Raw genomic sequence first — 18,800 nt, 5'->3', positions numbered from 1 at the left:
ATCGAACCCCAACGCCATCACGGCAAAGCGGTACTCGTAGGGACTCCCCCCTCCCCTCGCGGGAGAGGGGCTGGGGGAGAGGGGACCACGACTAGAGCAGCACGACATCGTACTGCTCCTGGGTGTACATGGCCTCGACCTGGAAGCGGATGGTGCGCTCGATGAAGGTTTCCAGGTCGGCGACGTTCCCGGACTCCTCGTCGAGCAGGCGGTCGACCACCTTCTGGTTGGCCAGCACCAGGTAGCCCTCGGCCTGGTAGGCGCGCGCCTCGCGCAGGATCTCGCGGAAGATTTCGTAGCAGACGGTCTCGGCGGTCTTCAGCTTGCCACGTCCCTGGCAGGCCGCGCAGGGCTCGCAGAGCACCTGTTCGAGGCTCTCGCGGGTGCGCTTGCGGGTCATCTGCACCAGGCCCAGCTCGCTGATGCCGATGATGTTGCTCTTGGCATGGTCGCGTTCGAGCTGTTTCTCCAGGGTACGCAAAACCTGGCGCTGATGATCCTCGTCCTCCATGTCGATGAAGTCGATGATGATGATCCCGCCGATGTTGCGCAGGCGCAGTTGCCGGGCGATGGCCGTGGCCGCCTCGAGGTTGGTCTTGAAGATCGTCTCCTCGAGGTTGCGATGACCGACGAAACCGCCGGTGTTGACGTCCACCGTGGTCATCGCCTCGGCCGGATCGATCACCAGGTAGCCGCCGGACTTGAGCGCCACCCGGCGCTCCAGCGCTTTCTGGATTTCGTCCTCGACGCCATACAGGTCGAAGATCGGCCGTTCTCCCGGATAGTGTTCGAGGCGGTCGGCGACCTCGGGCATCAGCTCGGCGACGAACTGGCAGACCTTCTGGAAGGTTTCCCGCGAGTCGATGCGAATCTTCTCGATGCGCGAATGGACCAGGTCGCGCAGCGTGCGCAAGGCCAGCGAGAGGTCCTCGTAGATCACCGAAGGCGAGCCGGCGGCCTGCATCTGCTCGGCGATCTGCGCCCACAACCGGCGCAGGTAGCGGATGTCCGCCAGGATGTCTTCGGCACGCGCGCCGTCGGCGGCGGTACGCAGGATGAAACCACCGCCCTCTTCGATGCCTTCGGCGGCCATGCCGTCATTGACGATCTGCTTGAGACGCTCGCGCTCGGCCTCGCCCTCGATCTTCAGCGAGATGCCGACATGGGCGGTGCGCGGCATGTAGACCAGGTAACGCGAGGGAATCGACAACTGCGTGGTCAGCCGGGCGCCCTTGCTGCCGATGGGGTCCTTGGTCACCTGCACGATCAGGCTTTGCCCTTCGTGCACCAGTGCCGAGATGCTCTCCACCGCATTGCCTTCGCGGCTGGAGATCTCCGAAGCGTGGATGAAGGCCGCGCGCTCCAGACCGATGTCCACGAAGGCCGCCTGCATGCCCGGCAACACGCGTACCACACGGCCCTTGTAGATATTGCCGACGATGCCCCGGCGCAGGGTGCGCTCGACGTGTACCTCCTGCAGCACACCGTTCTCGACGACCGCTACGCGCGACTCCATCGGCGTGATGTTGATCAGGATTTCTTCGCTCATCGTGGCCCTCGCGTCGCCTGTTCTGATTGTTCGGGTCGGTGGCGTCCTGCTCACGCCTGTCGCTTGCTTATAACCTCAGCCATCGGCAACTGACCAGCAACGGATGCCAAACTCGGCGAGCAGTTCCGCGGTCTCGCACAGCGGCAGGCCGACGACCGCCGAATAGCTGCCCGAGAGCGCTTCGACGAAGATCGCGGCAAATCCCTGGATCGCATAGCCACCCGCCTTGTCGACGGGCTCACCGGTCTCCCAGTAGGCGGCACGCTCGGCGGCGGAAATGGGCCGGAAACGCACCCGGCTCTGTACCAGGCGCACCTCGCAGCGGCCCGCCGCAGCGAGTGCCACCGCACTCAGCACACGGTGCTCGCGGCCGGACAGCGCAGCGAGCATCACCTCGGCGTGGGCGGCATCGCACGGCTTACCGAAGATCTGCCCATCCTGCACCACCACGGTATCGGCGCCGAGCACCACGGCATCGCTGCCCGCATCGAGACGGGCGAGACCGGCCCGCGCCTTCTCCCGGGCCAGACGCTGCACGTGCGCCTCGGGCGTCTCGCCGGGCAGCGGCGTCTCGTCGATGGGCGCGGAGAGCAGGCTGAAACGCACGCCGATCTGTTCGAGCAGCTCGCGCCGGCGCGGCGAAGCAGAGGCCAGGTAGAGTCCGGTCATCGGCGGCTCAACGCACGTTCAGGCGCAGCTGCAGAAGGCGCAGCGCGAGGTAGACCCAAGGCCAGAGCAGCGCACTGACCAGCGCCGGCAACACGAAGACCAGGGTCGGCGGAGGGTTGCCGGTAAGCGCCAGCAGCCACAACTGCACCAGTTGAGCGAGGCCGAAGACCACCAGCAATACCAGGCATTGCTGCCAGATCGGGAACATCTGCAGACGCCGATGCAGCGCCTGCACCATGCACACCACCAGCACCAGCACCAGGCCGTTCTGCCCGAGCAGGGTGCCGGAGAGCACGTCCTGGGCAAGACCACAGAACCAGGCGCCGGTCATGCCGATGCGGTCCGGCAGCATCAGCGCCCAATAGCCGAGGATCAGCATCAGCCACAGCGGCCGACCGACTTCGAGGAAAGGCGGCAAGGGAGCCACGTTGAGCACCAATGCCAAGGCCAGCGTCAGCCAGACGACCCAGCCGTTGCGTCGCAGCATCACTCGCCCTCCTGGGTCGTCGCATCGGGCGCCGGAGTGGGTGCCGGGGTGGGCGCCGTGTCGGGTGCGGCATCGTCGGGCATGTCGTCCGGATCGACCTCGGCCTCACCGGCGCGCGATTTGCGCTCGGCCTCGAGCTGAGCCTCGGCGGCGTCGTTGGCCCGCTGTTCCGGGCTGCGCGTATCGGTGAACACCAGCAGCATGTAGTGCGAGCGATTGAGCGCGGCGGTGGGCGTGGCGCGGACGATGGCGAAGGGCTGCCCGGAGTCGTGCACCACTTCGCGCACCACCGCCACCGGATAGCCGGCGGGGAAACGCTGGCCGAGCCCGGAGCTGACCAGCAGGTCGCCCTCGCGAATGTCTGCGGTGTCGGCGACGTGGCGCAACTCCAGGCGCTCGGGATTGCCGGTGCCCACCGCAATGGCGCGCAGGCCGTTGCGATTCACCTGTACGGGAATGCTGTGGGTGCTGTCGGTAATCATCAACACCCGCGCGGAGAACGGCATCACCTCCACCACCTGGCCGACCAGGCCACGGGCATCGAGCACCGGCTGGCCGACGAATACGCCATCGCGTTCGCCCTTGTCGATGATGATGCGGTGGGTGAAGGGGTTGGGGTCGACGCCGACCAGTTCGGTGGCCAGCACCTTGTCATCCACCAACGCCGAGGAGTTGAGCAACTCGCGCAGGCGCACGTTCTGCTCGGTGAGCGCGGCGAGCTTCTGCAAGCGGCGCTGCATCAGCAGCATTTCTGCCTTCAGCCGTTCGTTCTCCGCGGCGAGATCGCTGCGCGAGGCAAGCTCCTGGGTGGCGCTTTGCCAGAGTGCCACCGGCACGCGACCGAGGCTATAGGCTGGGCGAACGATGATCGACAACTGCTCGCGTAGCGGATCGAGCACGGTAAAGCGCGCGTCCACCACCATCAGGGCGATCGACAGAACGACGAACACCAACAGGCGAATGGCGAGGGAAGGTCCCTTGGCGAAGAGCGGTTTGATGGCGAGGTCCTCGCAGCTGCAAGCCGCCAGGTCGCCAGACGCACGCGCCAGCGACCCGGAACCTGTAGCTTGCCGCTTATTCGGTGGAGAGCAGGTCCATGGTGTGCTTGTCGATCATCTCGAGGGCACGACCGCCGCCACGGGCGACGCAGGTCAGCGGGTCCTCGGCGACGATCACCGGCAGGCCGGTTTCCTGGGACAGCAGTTTGTCCAGATCGCGCAGCAGCGCGCCACCACCGGTCAGCACCAGGCCGCGCTCGGCGATGTCCGAAGCCAGCTCCGGCGGGGACTGTTCGAGCGCGCTCTTCACTGCCTGGACGATGGTCGCCAGGGACTCCTGCAGCGCTTCGAGCACCTCGTTGGAGTTCAGCGTGAAGCTGCGCGGTACGCCTTCGGCGAGGTTGCGGCCACGCACGTCGATCTCGCGCAGCTCGGCGCCCGGGAAGGCGGTACCGATTTCCTGCTTGATGCGCTCGGCGGTGGATTCGCCGATCAGCGAGCCGTAGTTACGGCGCACGTAGGTGACGATGGCTTCGTCGAAGCGGTCGCCGCCGACGCGCACGGACTCGGCATAGACCACGCCGTTGAGCGAGATCAGGGCGATCTCGGTGGTACCGCCACCGATGTCGACGACCATCGAGCCGCGTGCCTCCTCGACCGGCAGGCCGGCACCGATGGCTGCCGCCATCGGTTCTTCGATGAGGAACACTTCGCGGGCACCGGCACCGAGCGCCGATTCGCGAATGGCACGGCGCTCGACCTGGGTCGACTTGCACGGCACGCAGATCAGCACACGAGGGCTGGGCTGCAGGAAGCTGTTTTCGTGCACCTTGTTGATGAAGTACTGCAGCATCTTCTCGCAGACGCTGAAGTCGGCGATCACGCCGTCCTTCATCGGACGAATGGCAGAGATGTTGCCGGGAGTACGACCGAGCATGCGCTTGGCGTCGGCGCCGACGGCGACCACGCTTTTCTGGTTGCCATGGTTACGGATGGCGACCACGGAAGGCTCGTTGAGCACGATGCCGCGCTCGCGTACGTAAATAAGGGTGTTGGCCGTGCCCAGGTCGATCGACAGATCGCTGGAGAACATGCCACGGAGTTTCTTGAACATGGGAGAAGAGACCCTGAGGGCAACGCCGCGCGGGCGAGGGGAAAAAATTGGCCCGAACTCTAACAATGGCGGGGATTTTGGGCAACCCGCCCGCTGTGTTAGATTCCCTGCTTTTCCGCGCCCGGCAGGCCGGTGAATGCGCCCGTGGGACAGTATTCGCAGCGATCGGTTCCCTTGCCCCCTCTTGCCGGCGCCTGATCTGGAGACTTGCCGATGGCGCTCGAACGCAGCGACGTGGAGAAGATCGCCCACCTGGCCCGCCTGGGTCTGGACGAGGTCGACCTGCCACGCAGCACAACCACCCTCAACGAGATCCTCGGCCTGATCGACCGCATGCAAGCGGTGGACACCGATGGCATCGCGCCACTCGCCCACCCTCTGGAGGCCACCCAGCGTCTGCGCGCCGACCAGGTCACCGAACAGAATCAGCGCGACGCCTACCAGGCCATCGCCCCGGCGGTACAGGACGGCCTGTACCTCGTGCCGAAAGTCATCGAATAAAGGAAAGGGCTTCATGCACCAGTTGACCCTCGCCCAGGTTTCCAAGGGCCTGGCGGAGAAACAGTTCTCCGCCGAGGAACTCACCGCGACCCTGCTCGCGCGCATCGCGCAGCTCGATCCGCAGCTCAACAGCTTCATCACCGTCACCGAAGAGCAGGCCATCGCCCAGGCCAAGGCCGCCGACGCCCGCCGCGCCGCTGGCGAAAGCGGCGCACTGCTCGGTGCGCCGATCGGCCACAAGGACCTGTTCTGCACCGAAGGCGTGCTGACCTCCTGCGGCTCGAAGATCCTCACCGGCTTCAAGGCGCCGTACAACGCCACCGTGGTGGAGAAACTCGCACACGCCGGCGCCGTGACCCTCGGCAAGCTGAACATGGACGAATTCGCCATGGGCTCGGCCAACGAATCCAGCCACTACGGCCCGGTGAAGAACCCCTGGGACACCCGCCGCGTGCCTGGCGGCTCCTCCGGCGGCTCGGCGGCGGCGGTGGCCGCGCGCCTGCTGCCGGCGGCCACCGGCACCGACACCGGCGGTTCGATCCGCCAGCCGGCAGCGCTGACCAACCTCACCGGGATCAAACCGACCTACGGACGCATTTCGCGCTGGGGCATGATCGCCTACGCCTCCAGCCTCGACCAGGCCGGCCCGCTGGCGCGCAACGCCGAGGACTGCGCGCTGATGCTTGGGGCCATGGCCGGCTTCGATCCGAAGGACTCGACCTGCGTCGATCACCCGGTGGATGACTACCTCGCCGCCCTCGCCCAGCCGCTCACAGGCCTGCGTGTCGGCCTGCCCAAGGAATACTTCGGCGCCGGCCTCGACTCGCGCATCGCCGATGCGGTGATGGCCGTGGCCAAGGAGCTGGAGAAGCTCGGCGCTCGCGTGCAGGAAATCAGCCTGCCGAGCCTGGCCCACGCGATTCCCGCGTACTACGTGATCGCCCCGGCCGAGGCCAGCTCCAACCTGTCGCGCTTCGACGGCGTGCGCTTCGGCTACCGCTGCGAAGACCCGAAAGACCTCACCGATCTGTACAAGCGCTCGCGCGCCGAGGGCTTCGGCGCCGAGGTCAAGCGGCGCATCATGGTCGGCACCTACGCACTGTCGGCAGGCTACTACGACGCCTACTACCTCAAGGCGCAGAAGATCCGCCGGCTGATCAAGAACGACTTCGTGCGCGCCTTCGAGAGCGTCGACGTGATCCTCGGCCCGACCACGCCGAATCCGGCCTGGGCCCTGGGCACCAAGAACGACGACCCGGTCGCGCAGTACCTGGAAGACATCTACACCATCACCGCCAACCTCTCCGGTTTGCCGGGGCTGTCCATGCCCGCCGGCTTCGTCGACGGCCTGCCGGTGGGCGCGCAGTTGCTCGGCAACTACTTCCAGGAAGGCCGCCTGCTCAACGTCGCGCACCAGTACCAGCAGGTCAGCGACTGGCACGCCCGCACCCCGACCGGATTCTAGGCCATGGCGCAGCCATGCAGCCTTTTCCCCTCTCCCATTCTCGGGAGAGGGTGGCGCGCAGCGTCGGGAGAGGGCTGGATGACGCCACACAGGATTGAGGAACACTAAAGATGCAATGGGAAACCGTGATCGGGCTGGAAATCCACGCACAGCTCGCCACCGCCTCGAAGATCTTCTCCGGTAGCGCCACCACCTTCGGCGCCGAGCCCAACACCCAGGCCAGCCTGGTCGACCTGGGCATGCCGGGCACTCTGCCGGTGCTCAACGCCGAGGCCGTACGCATGGCCTGCATGTTCGGCCTGGCGATCGACGCCGAAATCGCCGAGCAGAACGTCTTCGCGCGCAAGAACTACTTCTACCCCGACCTCCCCAAGGGCTACCAGACCAGCCAGATGGACCACCCCGTGGTCGGCAAGGGCCACCTGGACATCACCCTCGAGGACGGCACCGTCAAGCGCATCGGCATCACCCGTGCGCACCTGGAGGAAGACGCCGGCAAGAGCCTGCACGAAGACTTTCAGGGCATGAGCGGCATCGACCTGAACCGCGCCGGCACGCCGTTGCTGGAGATCGTCTCCGAGCCGGACATCCGCAGCGCCAAGGAGGCGGTCGCCTACGTCCGTGCGATCCACGCGCTGGTGCGCTACCTGGGCATCTGCGACGGCAACATGGCCGAGGGCTCGTTGCGCTGCGACTGCAACGTCTCGGTACGCCCGAAAGGCCAGGAAGCCTTCGGCACCCGCGCCGAGATCAAGAACGTCAACTCCTTCCGTTTCATCGAGAAGGCGATCAACCACGAGATCCAACGGCAGATCGAACTGATCGAGGACGGCGGCAAGGTGGTCCAGGAAACCCGCCTGTACGATCCGAACAAGGACGAGACCCGCTCCATGCGCAGCAAGGAGGAAGCCAACGACTACCGTTACTTCCCCTGCCCGGACCTGCTGCCGGTGGTCATCGAGCGCAGCTTCCTCGAGCAGGTGCGCGCGGGCCTGCCGGAATTGCCGGTGCAGAAGCGCGAGCGCTTCGAGGCCGAATACGCGCTGTCCGCCTACGACGCCAGCGTGCTCTCCGCCAGCCGCGAGATGGCCGAGTACTTCGAGCAGGTGGCCAAGACCTGCGGCGACGCCAAGCTGTCGGCCAACTGGGTGATGGGCGAGCTGTCCAGCCTGCTGAACAAGGAAGGCCTGGAGATCGAACAGTCGCCGGTTTCCGCCGAACAGTTGGGCGGGGTGATCCTGCGCATCAAGGATGACACCATCAGCGGCAAGATCGCCAAGACCGTCCTCGAAGCACTGGCTGCTGGCGAAGGCGCATCGGCCGACGAGATCATCGAGAAGAAGGGCCTGAAGCAGGTCACCGACTCGGGCGCCATCGAGGCGATGCTCGACGAGGTGCTCGCCGCCAATGCCGCCCAGGTCGAACAGTACCGCGCCAGCGACGAAGCCAAGCGCGGCAAGATGTTCGGCTTCTTCGTCGGCCAGGCGATGAAGGCGTCCAAGGGCAAAGCCAACCCCGGCCAGGTGAACGCCCTGCTGAAGAAAAAGCTCGAAGGCTGATGATGCTCTATCGCCTCGCGGTCCTGCTGACGATCTCGCTGCTGGCTGGCTGTGCCAACCAGCGCGAGGTCGGCAGCGTGAGCGCCGCCGGCTATAGCGCCTCGGGCATGGCCTCCTACTACGGCGCGCGTCACCACGGGCGGACCACCGCCAGTGGCGAACCGTTCGATCGCACCGCGCTCACCGCCGCGCACCGGACCCTGCCGTTCGGCAGCCGAGTACGGGTCACCCGCGAGGACAACGGGCGCAGCGTGGTGGTCAGGATCAACGACCGTGGACCGCACACCCGTAATCGACTGATCGATCTTTCCGAAGCCGCCGCACGCCAGTTGGACATGATCGACGCCGGCGTGGCGCGAGTACGCCTGGAAGGGTTGCCGTGACATTTGGTTACAGCGCTGGCTGCTACTTTAGGGTTCACCGGTAATCTAAACGCCGTCCCAACCGCGGAAACACAGCCGTACATGTCCCTCATCCCCATCGCCCAGTTGCTTGCCGGCCTCCTGCTCCTGGCTCTGGGCGCAGAGCTTCTGGTGCGTGGCGCGGTGCGCCTGGCAGCTCGGCTCGGCCTCTCGCCCTTGCTGATCGGCCTGACCCTGGTCGCTTTGTTGACCAATGCCCCCGAACTGGCCGTAGCGTTGCGCGCCAATGCCCAAGCCAGCGGTGATCTCGCCGTCGGCACGGTACTGGGCAGCAATCTCGCCAACCTGCTGCTGGTGCTCGGCGGCTGTGCCGTGTTGCGTCCGCAATGGGTCTCGCGCAGCCTGGCACTCATCGATGCACCGCTGTTGCTCGGCGCCGGGCTGCTCGTCACCTACCTGGGAAGTGACGCGCACCTGGAGCGCGTCGACGGCGCCGTACTGCTGTTCGCACTGTTCGCCTACCTGTGCCTGCTGGCGTGGCGCGCGCTGCAGCCGGGTGAGCACGCCGACAGTCGCCTGCTGGCACACCGGCCACGGCGCTGGCCGACGGCGATACTGGTGATTCTGGGCGGACTGCCGCTGTTGTTGGGCGGCGCCACGCTGATGGTTCAGGGCGCCAGCCAGTTGGCCCTCGACCTGGGACTTTCCGAGCGCCTGATTGGACTTACCGTGGTCGCGCTGGGCACTTCGTTGCCGGAATTCGCCATTTCTCTGGTCGCCGTGCTGCGTGGACAACGGGAGATCGCCATCGGCAACGTCATCGGCAGTTGCCTGTTCAACCTGCTGCTGGTGCTCGGTGCCACCGCGCTGGTCGAGCCCGAGGGACTCTCCATCTCGCCCAATACCCTGGCCTTCGACCTGCCCGCCTGGCTCGCCGCCAGCGCCGGCTGCCTGCTGGTGCTGCTCGCCGGCCGGCGCATCGGCCGCTGCGAAGGTCTGCTGTTCCTGGTTGCCTACGCCGGATACCTGTCGCAGTTGCTGCTGGTCGCCTCCGGCATGCGCCGCCTGGCCCAACTGCAGCACCTGCTGATCTGGAGTGCGCTACCGCTGGGTCTGCTCACCTTGTTCCTACTGGCTCGCCGCCTCGTCCGACGGCAGAGCGCCTTCCATCCGAATGCTTCGACGGAGTCCACTCCATCATGACCCTGATGACCCTCGTGCAACTCGTGGCCGGCCTGGTGCTTCTGGTAGCCGGCGCAGAAGTTCTGGTACGTGGCGCCGCCCGCCTCGCCGCCCGCTTCGGCATCCCGCCGCTGGTCATCGGACTGACCGTGGTCGCCTTCGGCACCAGCGCGCCGGAAACCGCGGTCAGCGTGCAATCGGCCTGGGCCGGCAGCGGCGACCTGGCGATCGGCAACGTGATCGGCAGCAACATCGCCAACGTGCTGCTGATCCTCGGCATCTCGGCGATGGTTGCACCGCTACTGGTGTCGCGGCAGCTGATCCGCCTCGACGTGCCTTTGATGATCGGTGCCAGTCTGGTGACCTACGCACTGGCCTGGGATGGCGCGCTCAGCCGCCTGGATGGCGCTTTTTTGTTTACCGCGGTGCTCGTCTACACGGGGTTCCTGATCTACAGCGCACGCCGCGAAAAGGCGCCTGCGGAGCAGGACGAGTTCGACACCGAATACGCCCTGCCCGCCGAATCGCGTCCCTGGGGCTGGGCCATCGACCTGGCGCTGGTGGTGGCCGGACTGCTGCTGCTGGTGGGGGGGTCGGACTTTCTGGTCGCCGGCGCGACCAGCCTGGCACGGGCGCTGGGTCTGTCGGACCTGGTCATCGGTCTGACCGTGGTGGCGATCGGCACCTCGCTGCCGGAGCTGGCGACCTCGGTGCTGGCGGTGCTCAAGGGCGAACGCGACATCGCCGTCGGCAATATCGTCGGAAGCAACCTGTTCAACCTGCTCTGCGTGCTGGGCCTGGCCTCGCTGGTCTCGCCACAGGTCATCGCGGTATCGAGCAACGCCCTGCAGTTCGACTTCCCGATCATGATCGCAGTGGCGGTGGCCTGCCTGCCGATCTTCTTCACCGGACAACGCATCGATCGCTGGGAGGGGCTGCTGTTCTTCCTTTTCTACCTGGCCTACACCACCCACCTGATACTGCAGGCCAACGCCTCGCCACTGCATCCGAGCTTCGCCCACGCCCTGGTCTGGTACGTGCTGCCACTCACTGCGCTGACCCTGGCGGTGCTCACCGTTCGCGCCTGGAAGCTTCAGCGCAGCGCTAGGGGCTAGATCCAGCCGCCCCACTGCAGGACGAAGAGGCCGATATTGCTCACCGGCACCGCCATCAGCGTGCTGACCACGATGATGGTCGCCGCCAACTCGTGATTGCCACCCACGGCGCGGGCCATCACGTAGCTGGCCGCCGCCGTGGGGCTGGCGAAGTAGAGAAACAACACGCCGAGGTCGGCGCCGCGAAAACCGAGCAGCCAGGCGCCCAGTGTCAGCACGGCCGGCAACCAGACCATCTTCATCAGGCTGGTCGACAGTGCCAGTCCCCGACCACGCTGCAGTGAGGCGATGGACAGGGTGCCACCGATGCAGATCAGCGCCAGTGGCAGGGTCATCTGTGCAAAGTAGTGGCCGGAGGTGAGCAGCCATTCTGGCAAGGGAATCCGCCAGATGGCGAAGGGCAGTGCCGCCAGCACGCCAATGATCATGGGATTCTTCGCGATGCTGCGGGCCACGCTCAGCGGGTCGCTCTTCACCGCCGGGCTATAGACCGCCAGCACTACCGCCGACAGTGCGTTGTAGAAGATGATCACCATCCCCGCCAACAAACTGCCCAGGGTCAGGCCGTAATCGCCGTAGAGACTGGTGACCAAAGCCAGACCAACGACGCCGTTGTTGCCGCGAAATGCGCCCTGGGTGCACACGCCGCGTTCTTCGTAGGGGCAGAAGCGCACGGCCCAACACCAGCAGAGGGCGAAGCACACCAAGGTACCGACGGCGTAGTAAACCAGGGTGGCGACCGGCAGCGCATCACCGACGTCCGCTTCGACGATACCGAGGAACAACAGGGTCGGCATGGTCGCGTTGAACACCAGCGCCGAGGCGGTATCGATGAAAGGTACGTCGATCAGCCCGAGACGGCGCAGCAATACGCCCAGGAACAACATGGCGAACACCGGCGCGGTGATCGCCATGGTCTGGCTGAAGAGTTCGAGCATCGAAATAGCACCCTGGGTGTCAGGGCGCCTATCCTAGCAGGCGAGCGCCTCGACACACATGAGGCAGGGCGTTCGCGAGCCTTTATGAACGACGATGGCCGCTTCAGCGCCGGACCGGACGCTTCTGCAACTTGCGCTGCAGGGTACGCCGATGCATGCCCAGGGCACGCGCGGTCGCCGAGATATTGCCGTTGTGTTCGGCCAGTACGCGCTGGATGTGCTCCCACTGCAGGCGGTCCACCGACATCGGGTTTTCCGGCACCAGGGCGTCCAACTCGACGTGCTGCGAAAGCAGCGCGGCGAGCACGTCGTCGGCATCCACCGGCTTGCACAGGTAGTTGCAGGCACCCCGTTTGATGGCTTCGACGGCGGTAGCGATGCTGGAGTAGCCGGTGAGGATGAGCACCCTCATCTCGGCATCCAGCTCCAGCAGCTTGGGCAGCAGCACCAGGCCGGAATCACCCTCCATCTTCAGGTCGAGCACCGCGTAGTCCGGCAGGTCGCGCTGGGCCATGTTCAGGCCTTCCTCGGCAGAGCCGGCAACGCTGACACGCAGACCGCGACGGTCCATGGCTCGGGCCATCACCCGGGTGAAGGTGGGATCGTCATCCACCAGCAGGATGTGCGGGTGCTCCTCACCATCGAACAGGACATCTTCGCTCATTGCCATTCCTCCGCGTTCATGCGCTACTCGCCGCTACTTCAGGGCAACCCGTAGAGGCGTGGAAGACGCAACTCCGTGAGCGTGCCGCCTTCCTCGTGGTTGTACAGTTTAACCGTGCCGCCGGCACGCGTGACGCTGGCCTGGCTGAGGAACAGTCCGAGTCCGAATCCCTTGCCCTTGGTGGTAAAGAAGGGCTTGCCGAGTTGTTCGGCGATCGCCAGGGGCACCCCTGCACCCTGGTCTCGAATCTCGATCCGTATCCACTGGGCATCCCAGCCAACGCTCACGCCCAGATTGTCAGGGCACGCGTCGGCCGCGTTGTTCAGCAAATTCAGCAGGGCCTGCGACAGGTCCGCTGGCGGCATCATCCGCGGGGCTGCGCCGCGCCCGTGGTTCTGGAAGCGATAACTGACCTCCGGACGCATCAGGTGCCAGCGGCGCAACACCGACTCGAACCATTCAACCGCAGTCTGCTCCTGCACGGCTTGACGCCGGTCAGCTTCGGCGGCGCGCACCAAGTGCTGCAAGGTCTCCTTGCACAGCTTCACCTGCTCCTGCAGCAGCGCCAGGTCTTCCTGCAGCGCCGGGTCGCGATGCTCCCGGCGTAGCTCCTTGAGCAGCACGCTCATGGTCGCCAGCGGCGTGCCCAGCTCATGGGCGGCGCCCGCGGCCTGAGTCGCCACCGCCATCAGTTGCTCGTCACGCATGCGCTCCTCGCGGCGCTGTGCCTGCAGACGCTCCTGGCGGCGCAGCTCCTCGGCCATGCGCGCGACGAAAACGGTGATCAGCGCCGCGGCCAAGGCGAAGCTCAGCCACATCCCATAGACCTGCAGTGTGGCGCGATGGGCGACATCGATGCCCAGCGGGTCGTACCACACCAGCAGAGCGGTGTAGCCCACCAGCGCCAATGCGGACAGCAGGATCGCATGCATCCACGGCAGGGTCGCCGCGGCCACCGTCAGCGGCACCAGGTAGTAGGAAACGAAGGGGTTGGTCGGCCCGCCGGTGTAGAACAGCAGCACGCTGTGCACGATCAGGTCGCAACCCAGATGGCAGGCGTACTCGAACTCGGTCACCGGCCAGGGCCCACGAAGGCGCAGGGCGGTGAGCAGGATCAGCCCGGCGGCGATGCTCAAGGTCACGCACAGCGGTATCCAGGGCAGCGGCAGCAGATCGAAGGCGTAGGCCAACCCTACCGAACCGGCCTGCGCCATGAGCACCAGGCAACGAATGAGGGCGAGCCGCAGGAGATTCTGACGGCTGGCCGAGAGCAACTGGATCGGCGCGATCGGAGCGAGCATGGGGACTCCTGTGGGAAGCGGCGAGTATACCCAAGCTCGCCCCAGGCCTGCCCGTCTGCGGCAAAGCGCCACGTCGAAGCCAAGCGTACGCCACCGTCGACGAGCAGGGGGGAGATCGGTAGCCTGAACGAAACCCTTGCCTCGAACGCCTGCGTCTCGCGCCGGTCCGATGGCAATCGCTCACCGAGCGTTTTCCCCTGCCAAGGAGTCGTCGATGTCCAGATCCCTTCCCGCCCTGCTCGCCCTGTTGCTGGGCTGCGCCGCCGCCAGCGCGCAGGCCGACGAGCCGCGCTACAACCAGATCGCGCTACGCGCCGAGGTCTCCGCCGAGGTGCCCCAGGACCGCATGCAGGTAGTCCTCTACAGCGAGGAACAGGGCGAAGACCCCGCGGCGCTGGCCGCTCGCGTCACCAAGACACTCAACGCGGCGGTGCAACAGGCCCGCAAGGTCGAGGCGGTACAGACCAGTCTCGGCGGGCGCAACAGCTACCCCATCTACGACAAGGACGGCCAGCAGCTCAGCGGTTGGCGCGAGCGCGCCGAACTGCGCCTGGAAAGCGGTGATTTCGCCGCACTGTCGAGCCTGACAGGCGAGCTGCTGCAACAGTTGAAGATGGCAGGGATGAGCTTTTCCCTGTCCGATTCGGTACGCAAGCAGCGTGAGGATGCGCTCATCGAACAGGCCATCGCCGCCTTTCGCGCGCGCGCCAAGCTGGCCAGCGAGGCGCTCGGCGGCAGCGGCTACCGCATCGTCAGCCTGAACCTGAACAGCAACGGCTTTTCCACGCCGCGCCCGATGTACGCCATGGCCAAGGGCGCCTCGATGCGCGACTCGCTGGCGGTGACTCCGGAGATCGAGGCGGGCAATAGCCAGGTCCAGGTCAGTGCCGACGGCGTCATCGAGGTACAGATGCCCTGAGCCTGGACCTCGCCAGGCGCGCCAGTCTCTCGACACGTCAGCGTGTCGAAGAGGCTGGGCCCTGTACACTGGCGCCCCGTACGTCATCGCCCGGAGGCTGATCGATGCTGCTCTTCGTCGCCCGTCGCCTGGGCCTGATCCTGCCCAGTATCCTGGGCGTCACCCTGCTCGCGTTCGCACTCATCCGCCTGGTACCTGGTGACCCGCTCGAAGTGATGGCCGGGGAGCGCCTGCTCGATCCCCAGCAACATGCCGCAGCCCTGCATCGCCTGGGCCTGGACCAACCGCTGGCGGTGCAATACCTGGACTACCTGCGTGACCTCGCCGGTGGTGACCTGGGCCACTCCCTGCGCAGCGGCGACAGCGTCTGGAGCGAGTTCCTCGCGCGCTTCCCGGCGACCCTCGAACTGGCTCTGGCGGCCTTGCTGTTCGCCACCCTGCTGGGCGTACCGGCGGGAGTGGTGGCGGCGCTCAGGCGCGGTTCGACGCTGGACCACGGCGTGATGGGCCTGGCGCTGACCGGCTATTCGATGCCGATCTTCTGGTGGGGGCTGATCCTCATCATGCTGTTTTCCGTGAACCTGGGCTGGACGCCGGTCTCCGGCCGCCTCGACCTGCTCTACGACGTGCCGCCGGTCACCGGGCTGATGCTCGTCGATACCCTGCTCAGCGACGAACCCGGCGCCTTCCTCGACGCCCTGCATCACCTGCTGTTGCCGGCCGTGGTGCTGGGTACCATCCCGCTGGCGGTGATCGCCCGCATGACCCGCTCGGCGATGCTCGAAGTGCTGCGCGAGGACTACATTCGCAGTGCCCGCGCGCGCGGCCTGTCGCCCGCCCGGGTCATCCTGCTGCATGCCCTGCGCAACGCGTTGGTGCCCGTGCTCACGGTGTTCGGCCTGCAGACCGGCGCGTTGCTCGGCGGCGCGGTACTCACCGAAAAGCTGTTCTCCTGGCCGGGCATCGGCAACTGGCTGATCGAAGCGGTCAGTGCCCGCGACTACCCCGTGGTGCAGAGCGGCATCCTGCTGATCGCCGCTCTGGTGATCCTGGTGAACGTCAGCGTCGATCTGCTCTACGGCCTGGCCAACCCACGCATTCGGCATGCCCGATGAACGCTGACCCCACGATGGCCGACACGTCGCCCCTGCCCCCCTCGGCGCTGGCGGGATTTTTCCGGCACTTCGCCCGCAACCGCGGCGCCCTGGGCGGCGCGGCCTTTCTCCTGCTGCTGGTCATCTGCGCCCTGTTCGCCCCCTGGCTGGCGCCCTTCGATCCAACCGAGCAGTTCCGCGACGCGCTGCTGACGCCGCCGGCCTGGCTCGAGGCTGGCCAGGCGCGCTTTCTGCTGGGCACCGACGAACTGGGCCGCGATCTGCTCTCGCGGCTGATCCATGGCGCCCGCCTGTCGCTGCTGATCGGCCTGGCCTCGGTGCTCTGCTCGCTGCTTCCCGGCGTACCGCTGGGCCTGCTCGCCGGTGTTTTCCCGCGTCTGCTGGGCCCTGGGATCATGCGCCTGATGGACATCATGCTGGCGCTACCGGCGTTGCTGCTGGCGGTCGCCATCGTCGCCATCCTCGGCCCAGGGCTGGGCAACACGGTGTTCGCCATCGCCCTGGTATCGCTCCCCGCCTACGTACGCCTGACCCGCGCCACGGTGCTCGGCGAGATCGACCGGGACTACGTGACCGCCGCCCGTCTGACGGGTGCCGGACTGCCGCGGCTGATGCTCATCACGCTGCTGCCCAACTGCCTGCCGCCGCTGATCGTACAGGCCACCCTGGGCTTTTCCGCGGCCATCCTGGATGCCGCCGCGCTGGGCTTCCTCGGCCTCGGCGTGCAGCCGCCAACCCCGGAATGGGGCAGCATGCTCGCCTCGGCACGGGACTATATCGAGCGCGCCTGGTGGGTCGTCACCCTGCCCGGCCTTGCCATCCTGCTCAGCGTGCTGGCGATCAATCTGGTCGGCGACGGTCTGCGCGACGCGCTGGACCCGAGACTCAAGGACGCCGGATGACACACGCCAACGACGCCGCCCTACTGAACATCCGCGATCTGTCGGTGCGCTTCGGCACGGCCGCGCCGGTAGTCGATGGCCTCGACCTGACGCTACAGGCGAGCGAAGTGCTGGCCATCGTCGGCGAGTCCGGCTCGGGCAAGTCGATGAGCATGCTCGCGCTGATGGGGTTGATCGATCCGCCCGGCCGGGTCGAGGCCCGTTGCCTGGAATTCGCCGGCCAGGACCTGTTGCAGCTACGCGGTCGCGCCCGCCGACGGCTGATCGGCAAGGACCTGGCAATGGTCTTCCAGGACCCGATGGGCACGCTGAACCCGGCGTTCACGGTGGGCTTCCAGCTCGAGGAAGTGCTGCGCCAGCACCTCGGCCTGAAGGGGCGAGCGGCCCACCAGCGCGCCCTGGAACTGCTCGAACGGGTGGAAATCCCCGCCGCCGCCAGTCGCTTGAAGGCCTACCCGCATCAACTCTCCGGCGGCATGAACCAGCGCGTGGCGATTGCCCTGGCGATCGCCGCCGAGCCGCGCCTGCTGATCGCTGACGAGCCCACCACCGCACTGGACGTGACCATCCAGGCGCAGATCATGGACCTGCTGCTCGACCTGCAGCGCAGCCAGGGCATGGCGCTGATCCTCATCAGCCACGACCTGGCGGTGGTCGCCGAGCGCGCCGAACGGGTCTGCGTGATGTACGCCGGGCAACTCGTCGAGGATGGACGCATCCCGGCGCTGTTCGAGGCGCCGGCGCACCCCTACAGCGAAGCGCTGCTGGCGGCGATCCCCGATCCGGCTCGCCCCACACAGCGGCTGACGAGCCTGCCAGGCGTGGTGCCCGGCGCCCAGGACCGCCCCGACGGCTGCCTGCTCGCACCGCGCTGCCCTTACGTGCAGCCGGACTGCCGCGGCAGCCGCCCGGCGCTGGCGCCGGGCCGTCTGAGTCAGGTCCGCTGCTTCCACCCACGCAATCAGGAGGCCCGCCCATGACCCTGCTGGTGGCCGAGGACCTGGCGCGCCATTACCCGGTGGCACGCGGACTGCTGCGACGCCCGGCGATGCTACGCGCACTGGATGGCGTGTCCTTCGCGCTGGCCGCCGGACAGACCCTGGCGGTGGTCGGTGAGTCCGGTTGCGGCAAGTCCACCCTGGCTCGCGCACTGACGATGATCGAGACGCCCACGGGCGGCTCGCTGCGGATCGCCGGGACGGACCCGGCCCAGGCCGATCGCGCCACCCTCAAGCGCCTGCGTCGCGACGTGCAGATGGTCTTCCAGAATCCCTACGCCTCGCTCAATCCCCGCCGCAGCATCGGTGCGCAACTGGCCGAGCCCCTGGCGATCAACACCGACCTGAGCGGTGCCGAACGCCGCGAACGGGTCGAAGCGATGCTTGCCCAGGTCGGCCTGCGCGGCGACCACCAGGCGCGCTACCCGCACATGTTCTCCGGCGGCCAGCGGCAACGTATCGCCATCGCCCGGGCGATGATGCTGGCGCCCAGAATACTGGTGGCGGACGAGCCGACCTCGGCGCTGGATGTGTCCATCCAGGCCCAGGTGCTCAACCTGCTGGCCGAGCTGCAGCAGACCTACGCGACCGCCTACGTATTCATCTCCCACGACCTCGCGGTGGTGCGCCATGTCGCCGACCAGGTGCTGGTGATGTACCTGGGCAAGGCGATGGAACTCGGCCCGGCCGCAGCCGTGCAGGACACCCCGCTGCACCCGTACACCCAGGCCCTGCTGGCCGCCACGCCGAGCCTGCACGCACCGGCAAGCGGGTCGCGCCGACGCCTGGCGGGCGAACCGCCGAACCCGCTGGCGCCGCCCGGCGGCTGCGTATTCCATCCGCGCTGCCCCTACGCCAGCGAACGCTGCCGCCACGAGGTGCCGGCGCTACGCGAGGTGCGGGGACGCCAGGTGGCCTGTCATTTCGCCGGGGAGGTGGGCGTTTGAAGAGCCGGTAGCGCC

19 protein-coding genes are annotated in these 18,800 nt (G+C 66.9%); 11 read left to right on the top strand and 8 right to left on the bottom strand.

The window, feature by feature from the left end:
• Window positions 1–91: 91 nt before the first annotated feature.
• The 5 genes from rng to mreB all read right to left on the bottom strand — a co-directional run bounded on the left by rng (window position 92) and on the right by mreB (window position 4,817).
• Entirely contained in the window at window positions 92–1,549 is a 1,458-nt protein-coding gene (rng, locus tag ACYRGX_RS07360) for a ribonuclease G (protein ID WP_473055956.1), read from the bottom strand.
• A gap of 75 nt (window positions 1,550–1,624) precedes the next feature.
• The gene (locus tag ACYRGX_RS07355; protein ID WP_473055955.1) at window positions 1,625–2,218 is read right to left on the bottom strand and encodes a Maf family protein; all 594 of its coding nucleotides are present in this window, start codon (window positions 2,216–2,218) and stop codon (window positions 1,625–1,627) included.
• Window positions 2,219–2,225: 7 nt separating this feature from the next.
• A complete protein-coding gene (mreD, locus tag ACYRGX_RS07350) occupies window positions 2,226–2,705 on the bottom strand; it encodes a rod shape-determining protein MreD (protein ID WP_473055954.1) in 480 nt (159 codons plus the stop codon).
• On the bottom strand, window positions 2,705–3,667 hold the full coding sequence (gene mreC, locus ACYRGX_RS07345) for a rod shape-determining protein MreC (RefSeq protein ID WP_473056648.1): 963 nt from the start codon (window positions 3,665–3,667) through the stop codon (window positions 2,705–2,707). Before mreC ends, mreD begins: the two co-directional genes overlap by 1 nt.
• Window positions 3,668–3,779: 112 nt before the next feature.
• Window positions 3,780–4,817 (bottom strand): rod shape-determining protein MreB, encoded by a 1,038-nt coding sequence (gene mreB / locus ACYRGX_RS07340; RefSeq protein ID WP_473055953.1) that lies wholly within the window; start codon window positions 4,815–4,817, stop codon window positions 3,780–3,782.
• 213 nt (window positions 4,818–5,030) lie between these two features.
• On the opposite strand from mreB, the gene gatC reads away from it, so the two are divergent.
• The 6 genes from gatC to ACYRGX_RS07310 all read left to right on the top strand — a co-directional run bounded on the left by gatC (window position 5,031) and on the right by ACYRGX_RS07310 (window position 11,001).
• A complete protein-coding gene (gatC, locus tag ACYRGX_RS07335; protein ID WP_473055952.1) occupies window positions 5,031–5,318 on the top strand; it encodes an Asp-tRNA(Asn)/Glu-tRNA(Gln) amidotransferase subunit GatC in 288 nt (95 codons plus the stop codon).
• Between the two features lie 13 nt (window positions 5,319–5,331).
• A complete protein-coding gene (gene gatA, locus ACYRGX_RS07330; RefSeq protein WP_473055951.1) occupies window positions 5,332–6,783 on the top strand; it encodes an Asp-tRNA(Asn)/Glu-tRNA(Gln) amidotransferase subunit GatA in 1,452 nt (483 codons plus the stop codon).
• A 110-nt stretch (window positions 6,784–6,893) separates the two neighbouring features.
• The gene (gene gatB, locus ACYRGX_RS07325; RefSeq protein ID WP_473055950.1) at window positions 6,894–8,342 is read left to right on the top strand and encodes an Asp-tRNA(Asn)/Glu-tRNA(Gln) amidotransferase subunit GatB; all 1,449 of its coding nucleotides are present in this window, start codon (window positions 6,894–6,896) and stop codon (window positions 8,340–8,342) included.
• Window positions 8,343–8,344: 2 nt separating this feature from the next.
• Complete coding sequence (locus ACYRGX_RS07320) at window positions 8,345–8,725, top strand: septal ring lytic transglycosylase RlpA family protein (RefSeq protein ID WP_473056647.1); 381 nt, start codon at window positions 8,345–8,347, stop codon at window positions 8,723–8,725.
• Window positions 8,726–8,806: 81 nt separating this feature from the next.
• Window positions 8,807–9,907, top strand: a complete 1,101-nt coding sequence (locus ACYRGX_RS07315) for a calcium/sodium antiporter (RefSeq protein WP_473055949.1) — start codon at window positions 8,807–8,809, stop codon at window positions 9,905–9,907.
• A complete protein-coding gene (locus ACYRGX_RS07310; RefSeq protein ID WP_473055948.1) occupies window positions 9,904–11,001 on the top strand; it encodes a calcium/sodium antiporter in 1,098 nt (365 codons plus the stop codon). The genes ACYRGX_RS07315 and ACYRGX_RS07310 overlap by 4 nt, the downstream gene beginning before the upstream one ends.
• Here ACYRGX_RS07310 and ACYRGX_RS07305 read toward each other — a convergent pair.
• The 3 genes from ACYRGX_RS07305 to ACYRGX_RS07295 form a co-directional block, all read right to left on the bottom strand.
• A complete protein-coding gene (locus ACYRGX_RS07305) occupies window positions 10,998–11,939 on the bottom strand; it encodes an AEC family transporter (protein ID WP_473055947.1) in 942 nt (313 codons plus the stop codon). The genes ACYRGX_RS07310 and ACYRGX_RS07305 overlap by 4 nt on opposite strands.
• A gap of 103 nt (window positions 11,940–12,042) precedes the next feature.
• Window positions 12,043–12,603 (bottom strand): response regulator transcription factor, encoded by a 561-nt coding sequence (locus tag ACYRGX_RS07300; protein ID WP_473055946.1) that lies wholly within the window; start codon window positions 12,601–12,603, stop codon window positions 12,043–12,045.
• Window positions 12,604–12,641: 38 nt separating this feature from the next.
• Complete coding sequence (locus ACYRGX_RS07295) at window positions 12,642–13,904, bottom strand: ATP-binding protein (protein ID WP_473055945.1); 1,263 nt, start codon at window positions 13,902–13,904, stop codon at window positions 12,642–12,644.
• Window positions 13,905–14,118: 214 nt separating this feature from the next.
• Here ACYRGX_RS07295 and ACYRGX_RS07290 point away from each other — a divergent pair, with 214 nt between their 5' ends.
• The 5 genes from ACYRGX_RS07290 (at window position 14,119) to ACYRGX_RS07270 (ending at window position 18,785) form a co-directional block, all read left to right on the top strand.
• Window positions 14,119–14,823, top strand: a complete 705-nt coding sequence (locus tag ACYRGX_RS07290; RefSeq protein WP_473055944.1) for an SIMPL domain-containing protein — start codon at window positions 14,119–14,121, stop codon at window positions 14,821–14,823.
• Window positions 14,824–14,927: 104 nt separating this feature from the next.
• Complete coding sequence (locus tag ACYRGX_RS07285; protein ID WP_473055943.1) at window positions 14,928–15,938, top strand: ABC transporter permease subunit; 1,011 nt, start codon at window positions 14,928–14,930, stop codon at window positions 15,936–15,938.
• Window positions 15,935–16,840, top strand: coding sequence for an ABC transporter permease subunit (locus ACYRGX_RS07280; RefSeq protein ID WP_473055942.1), 906 nt, complete (start codon window positions 15,935–15,937; stop codon window positions 16,838–16,840). Before ACYRGX_RS07285 ends, ACYRGX_RS07280 begins: the two co-directional genes overlap by 4 nt.
• Window positions 16,837–17,820, top strand: a complete 984-nt coding sequence (locus ACYRGX_RS07275) for an ABC transporter ATP-binding protein (RefSeq protein WP_473055941.1) — start codon at window positions 16,837–16,839, stop codon at window positions 17,818–17,820. Before ACYRGX_RS07280 ends, ACYRGX_RS07275 begins: the two co-directional genes overlap by 4 nt.
• A complete protein-coding gene (locus tag ACYRGX_RS07270; RefSeq protein ID WP_473055940.1) occupies window positions 17,817–18,785 on the top strand; it encodes a dipeptide ABC transporter ATP-binding protein in 969 nt (322 codons plus the stop codon). Before ACYRGX_RS07275 ends, ACYRGX_RS07270 begins: the two co-directional genes overlap by 4 nt.
• The last annotated feature ends 15 nt before the right edge of the window (window positions 18,786–18,800 follow it).

It is taken from the genome of Pseudomonas sp. R4-15 (assembly GCF_055768815.1).
The sequence above is the reverse complement of the archived record's forward strand: the minus strand, read 5'-3'. Positions and strand labels throughout refer to the sequence as shown.

What these genes read in the sequence shown, in the direction of transcription:
- mreB (WP_473055953.1), bottom strand. Translation starts at nt 4,817, where the DNA reads ATGTTCAAGAAACTCCGTGGCATGTTCTCCAGCGATCTGTCGATCGAC.
- ACYRGX_RS07285 (WP_473055943.1), top strand. Translation starts at nt 14,928, where the DNA reads ATGCTGCTCTTCGTCGCCCGTCGCCTGGGCCTGATCCTGCCCAGTATC.
- mreD (WP_473055954.1), bottom strand. Translation starts at nt 2,705, where the DNA reads ATGCTGCGACGCAACGGCTGGGTCGTCTGGCTGACGCTGGCCTTGGCA.
- ACYRGX_RS07280 (WP_473055942.1), top strand. Translation starts at nt 15,935, where the DNA reads ATGAACGCTGACCCCACGATGGCCGACACGTCGCCCCTGCCCCCCTCG.
- rng (WP_473055956.1), bottom strand. Translation starts at nt 1,549, where the DNA reads ATGAGCGAAGAAATCCTGATCAACATCACGCCGATGGAGTCGCGCGTA.
- ACYRGX_RS07305 (WP_473055947.1), bottom strand. Translation starts at nt 11,939, where the DNA reads ATGCTCGAACTCTTCAGCCAGACCATGGCGATCACCGCGCCGGTGTTC.
- ACYRGX_RS07300 (WP_473055946.1), bottom strand. Translation starts at nt 12,603, where the DNA reads ATGAGCGAAGATGTCCTGTTCGATGGTGAGGAGCACCCGCACATCCTG.
- ACYRGX_RS07290 (WP_473055944.1), top strand. Translation starts at nt 14,119, where the DNA reads ATGTCCAGATCCCTTCCCGCCCTGCTCGCCCTGTTGCTGGGCTGCGCC.
- ACYRGX_RS07320 (WP_473056647.1), top strand. Translation starts at nt 8,345, where the DNA reads ATGCTCTATCGCCTCGCGGTCCTGCTGACGATCTCGCTGCTGGCTGGC.
- ACYRGX_RS07310 (WP_473055948.1), top strand. Translation starts at nt 9,904, where the DNA reads ATGACCCTGATGACCCTCGTGCAACTCGTGGCCGGCCTGGTGCTTCTG.
- ACYRGX_RS07355 (WP_473055955.1), bottom strand. Translation starts at nt 2,218, where the DNA reads ATGACCGGACTCTACCTGGCCTCTGCTTCGCCGCGCCGGCGCGAGCTG.
- gatB (WP_473055950.1), top strand. Translation starts at nt 6,894, where the DNA reads ATGCAATGGGAAACCGTGATCGGGCTGGAAATCCACGCACAGCTCGCC.
- ACYRGX_RS07275 (WP_473055941.1), top strand. Translation starts at nt 16,837, where the DNA reads ATGACACACGCCAACGACGCCGCCCTACTGAACATCCGCGATCTGTCG.
- ACYRGX_RS07295 (WP_473055945.1), bottom strand. Translation starts at nt 13,904, where the DNA reads ATGCTCGCTCCGATCGCGCCGATCCAGTTGCTCTCGGCCAGCCGTCAG.
- gatC (WP_473055952.1), top strand. Translation starts at nt 5,031, where the DNA reads ATGGCGCTCGAACGCAGCGACGTGGAGAAGATCGCCCACCTGGCCCGC.
- ACYRGX_RS07315 (WP_473055949.1), top strand. Translation starts at nt 8,807, where the DNA reads ATGTCCCTCATCCCCATCGCCCAGTTGCTTGCCGGCCTCCTGCTCCTG.
- ACYRGX_RS07270 (WP_473055940.1), top strand. Translation starts at nt 17,817, where the DNA reads ATGACCCTGCTGGTGGCCGAGGACCTGGCGCGCCATTACCCGGTGGCA.
- gatA (WP_473055951.1), top strand. Translation starts at nt 5,332, where the DNA reads ATGCACCAGTTGACCCTCGCCCAGGTTTCCAAGGGCCTGGCGGAGAAA.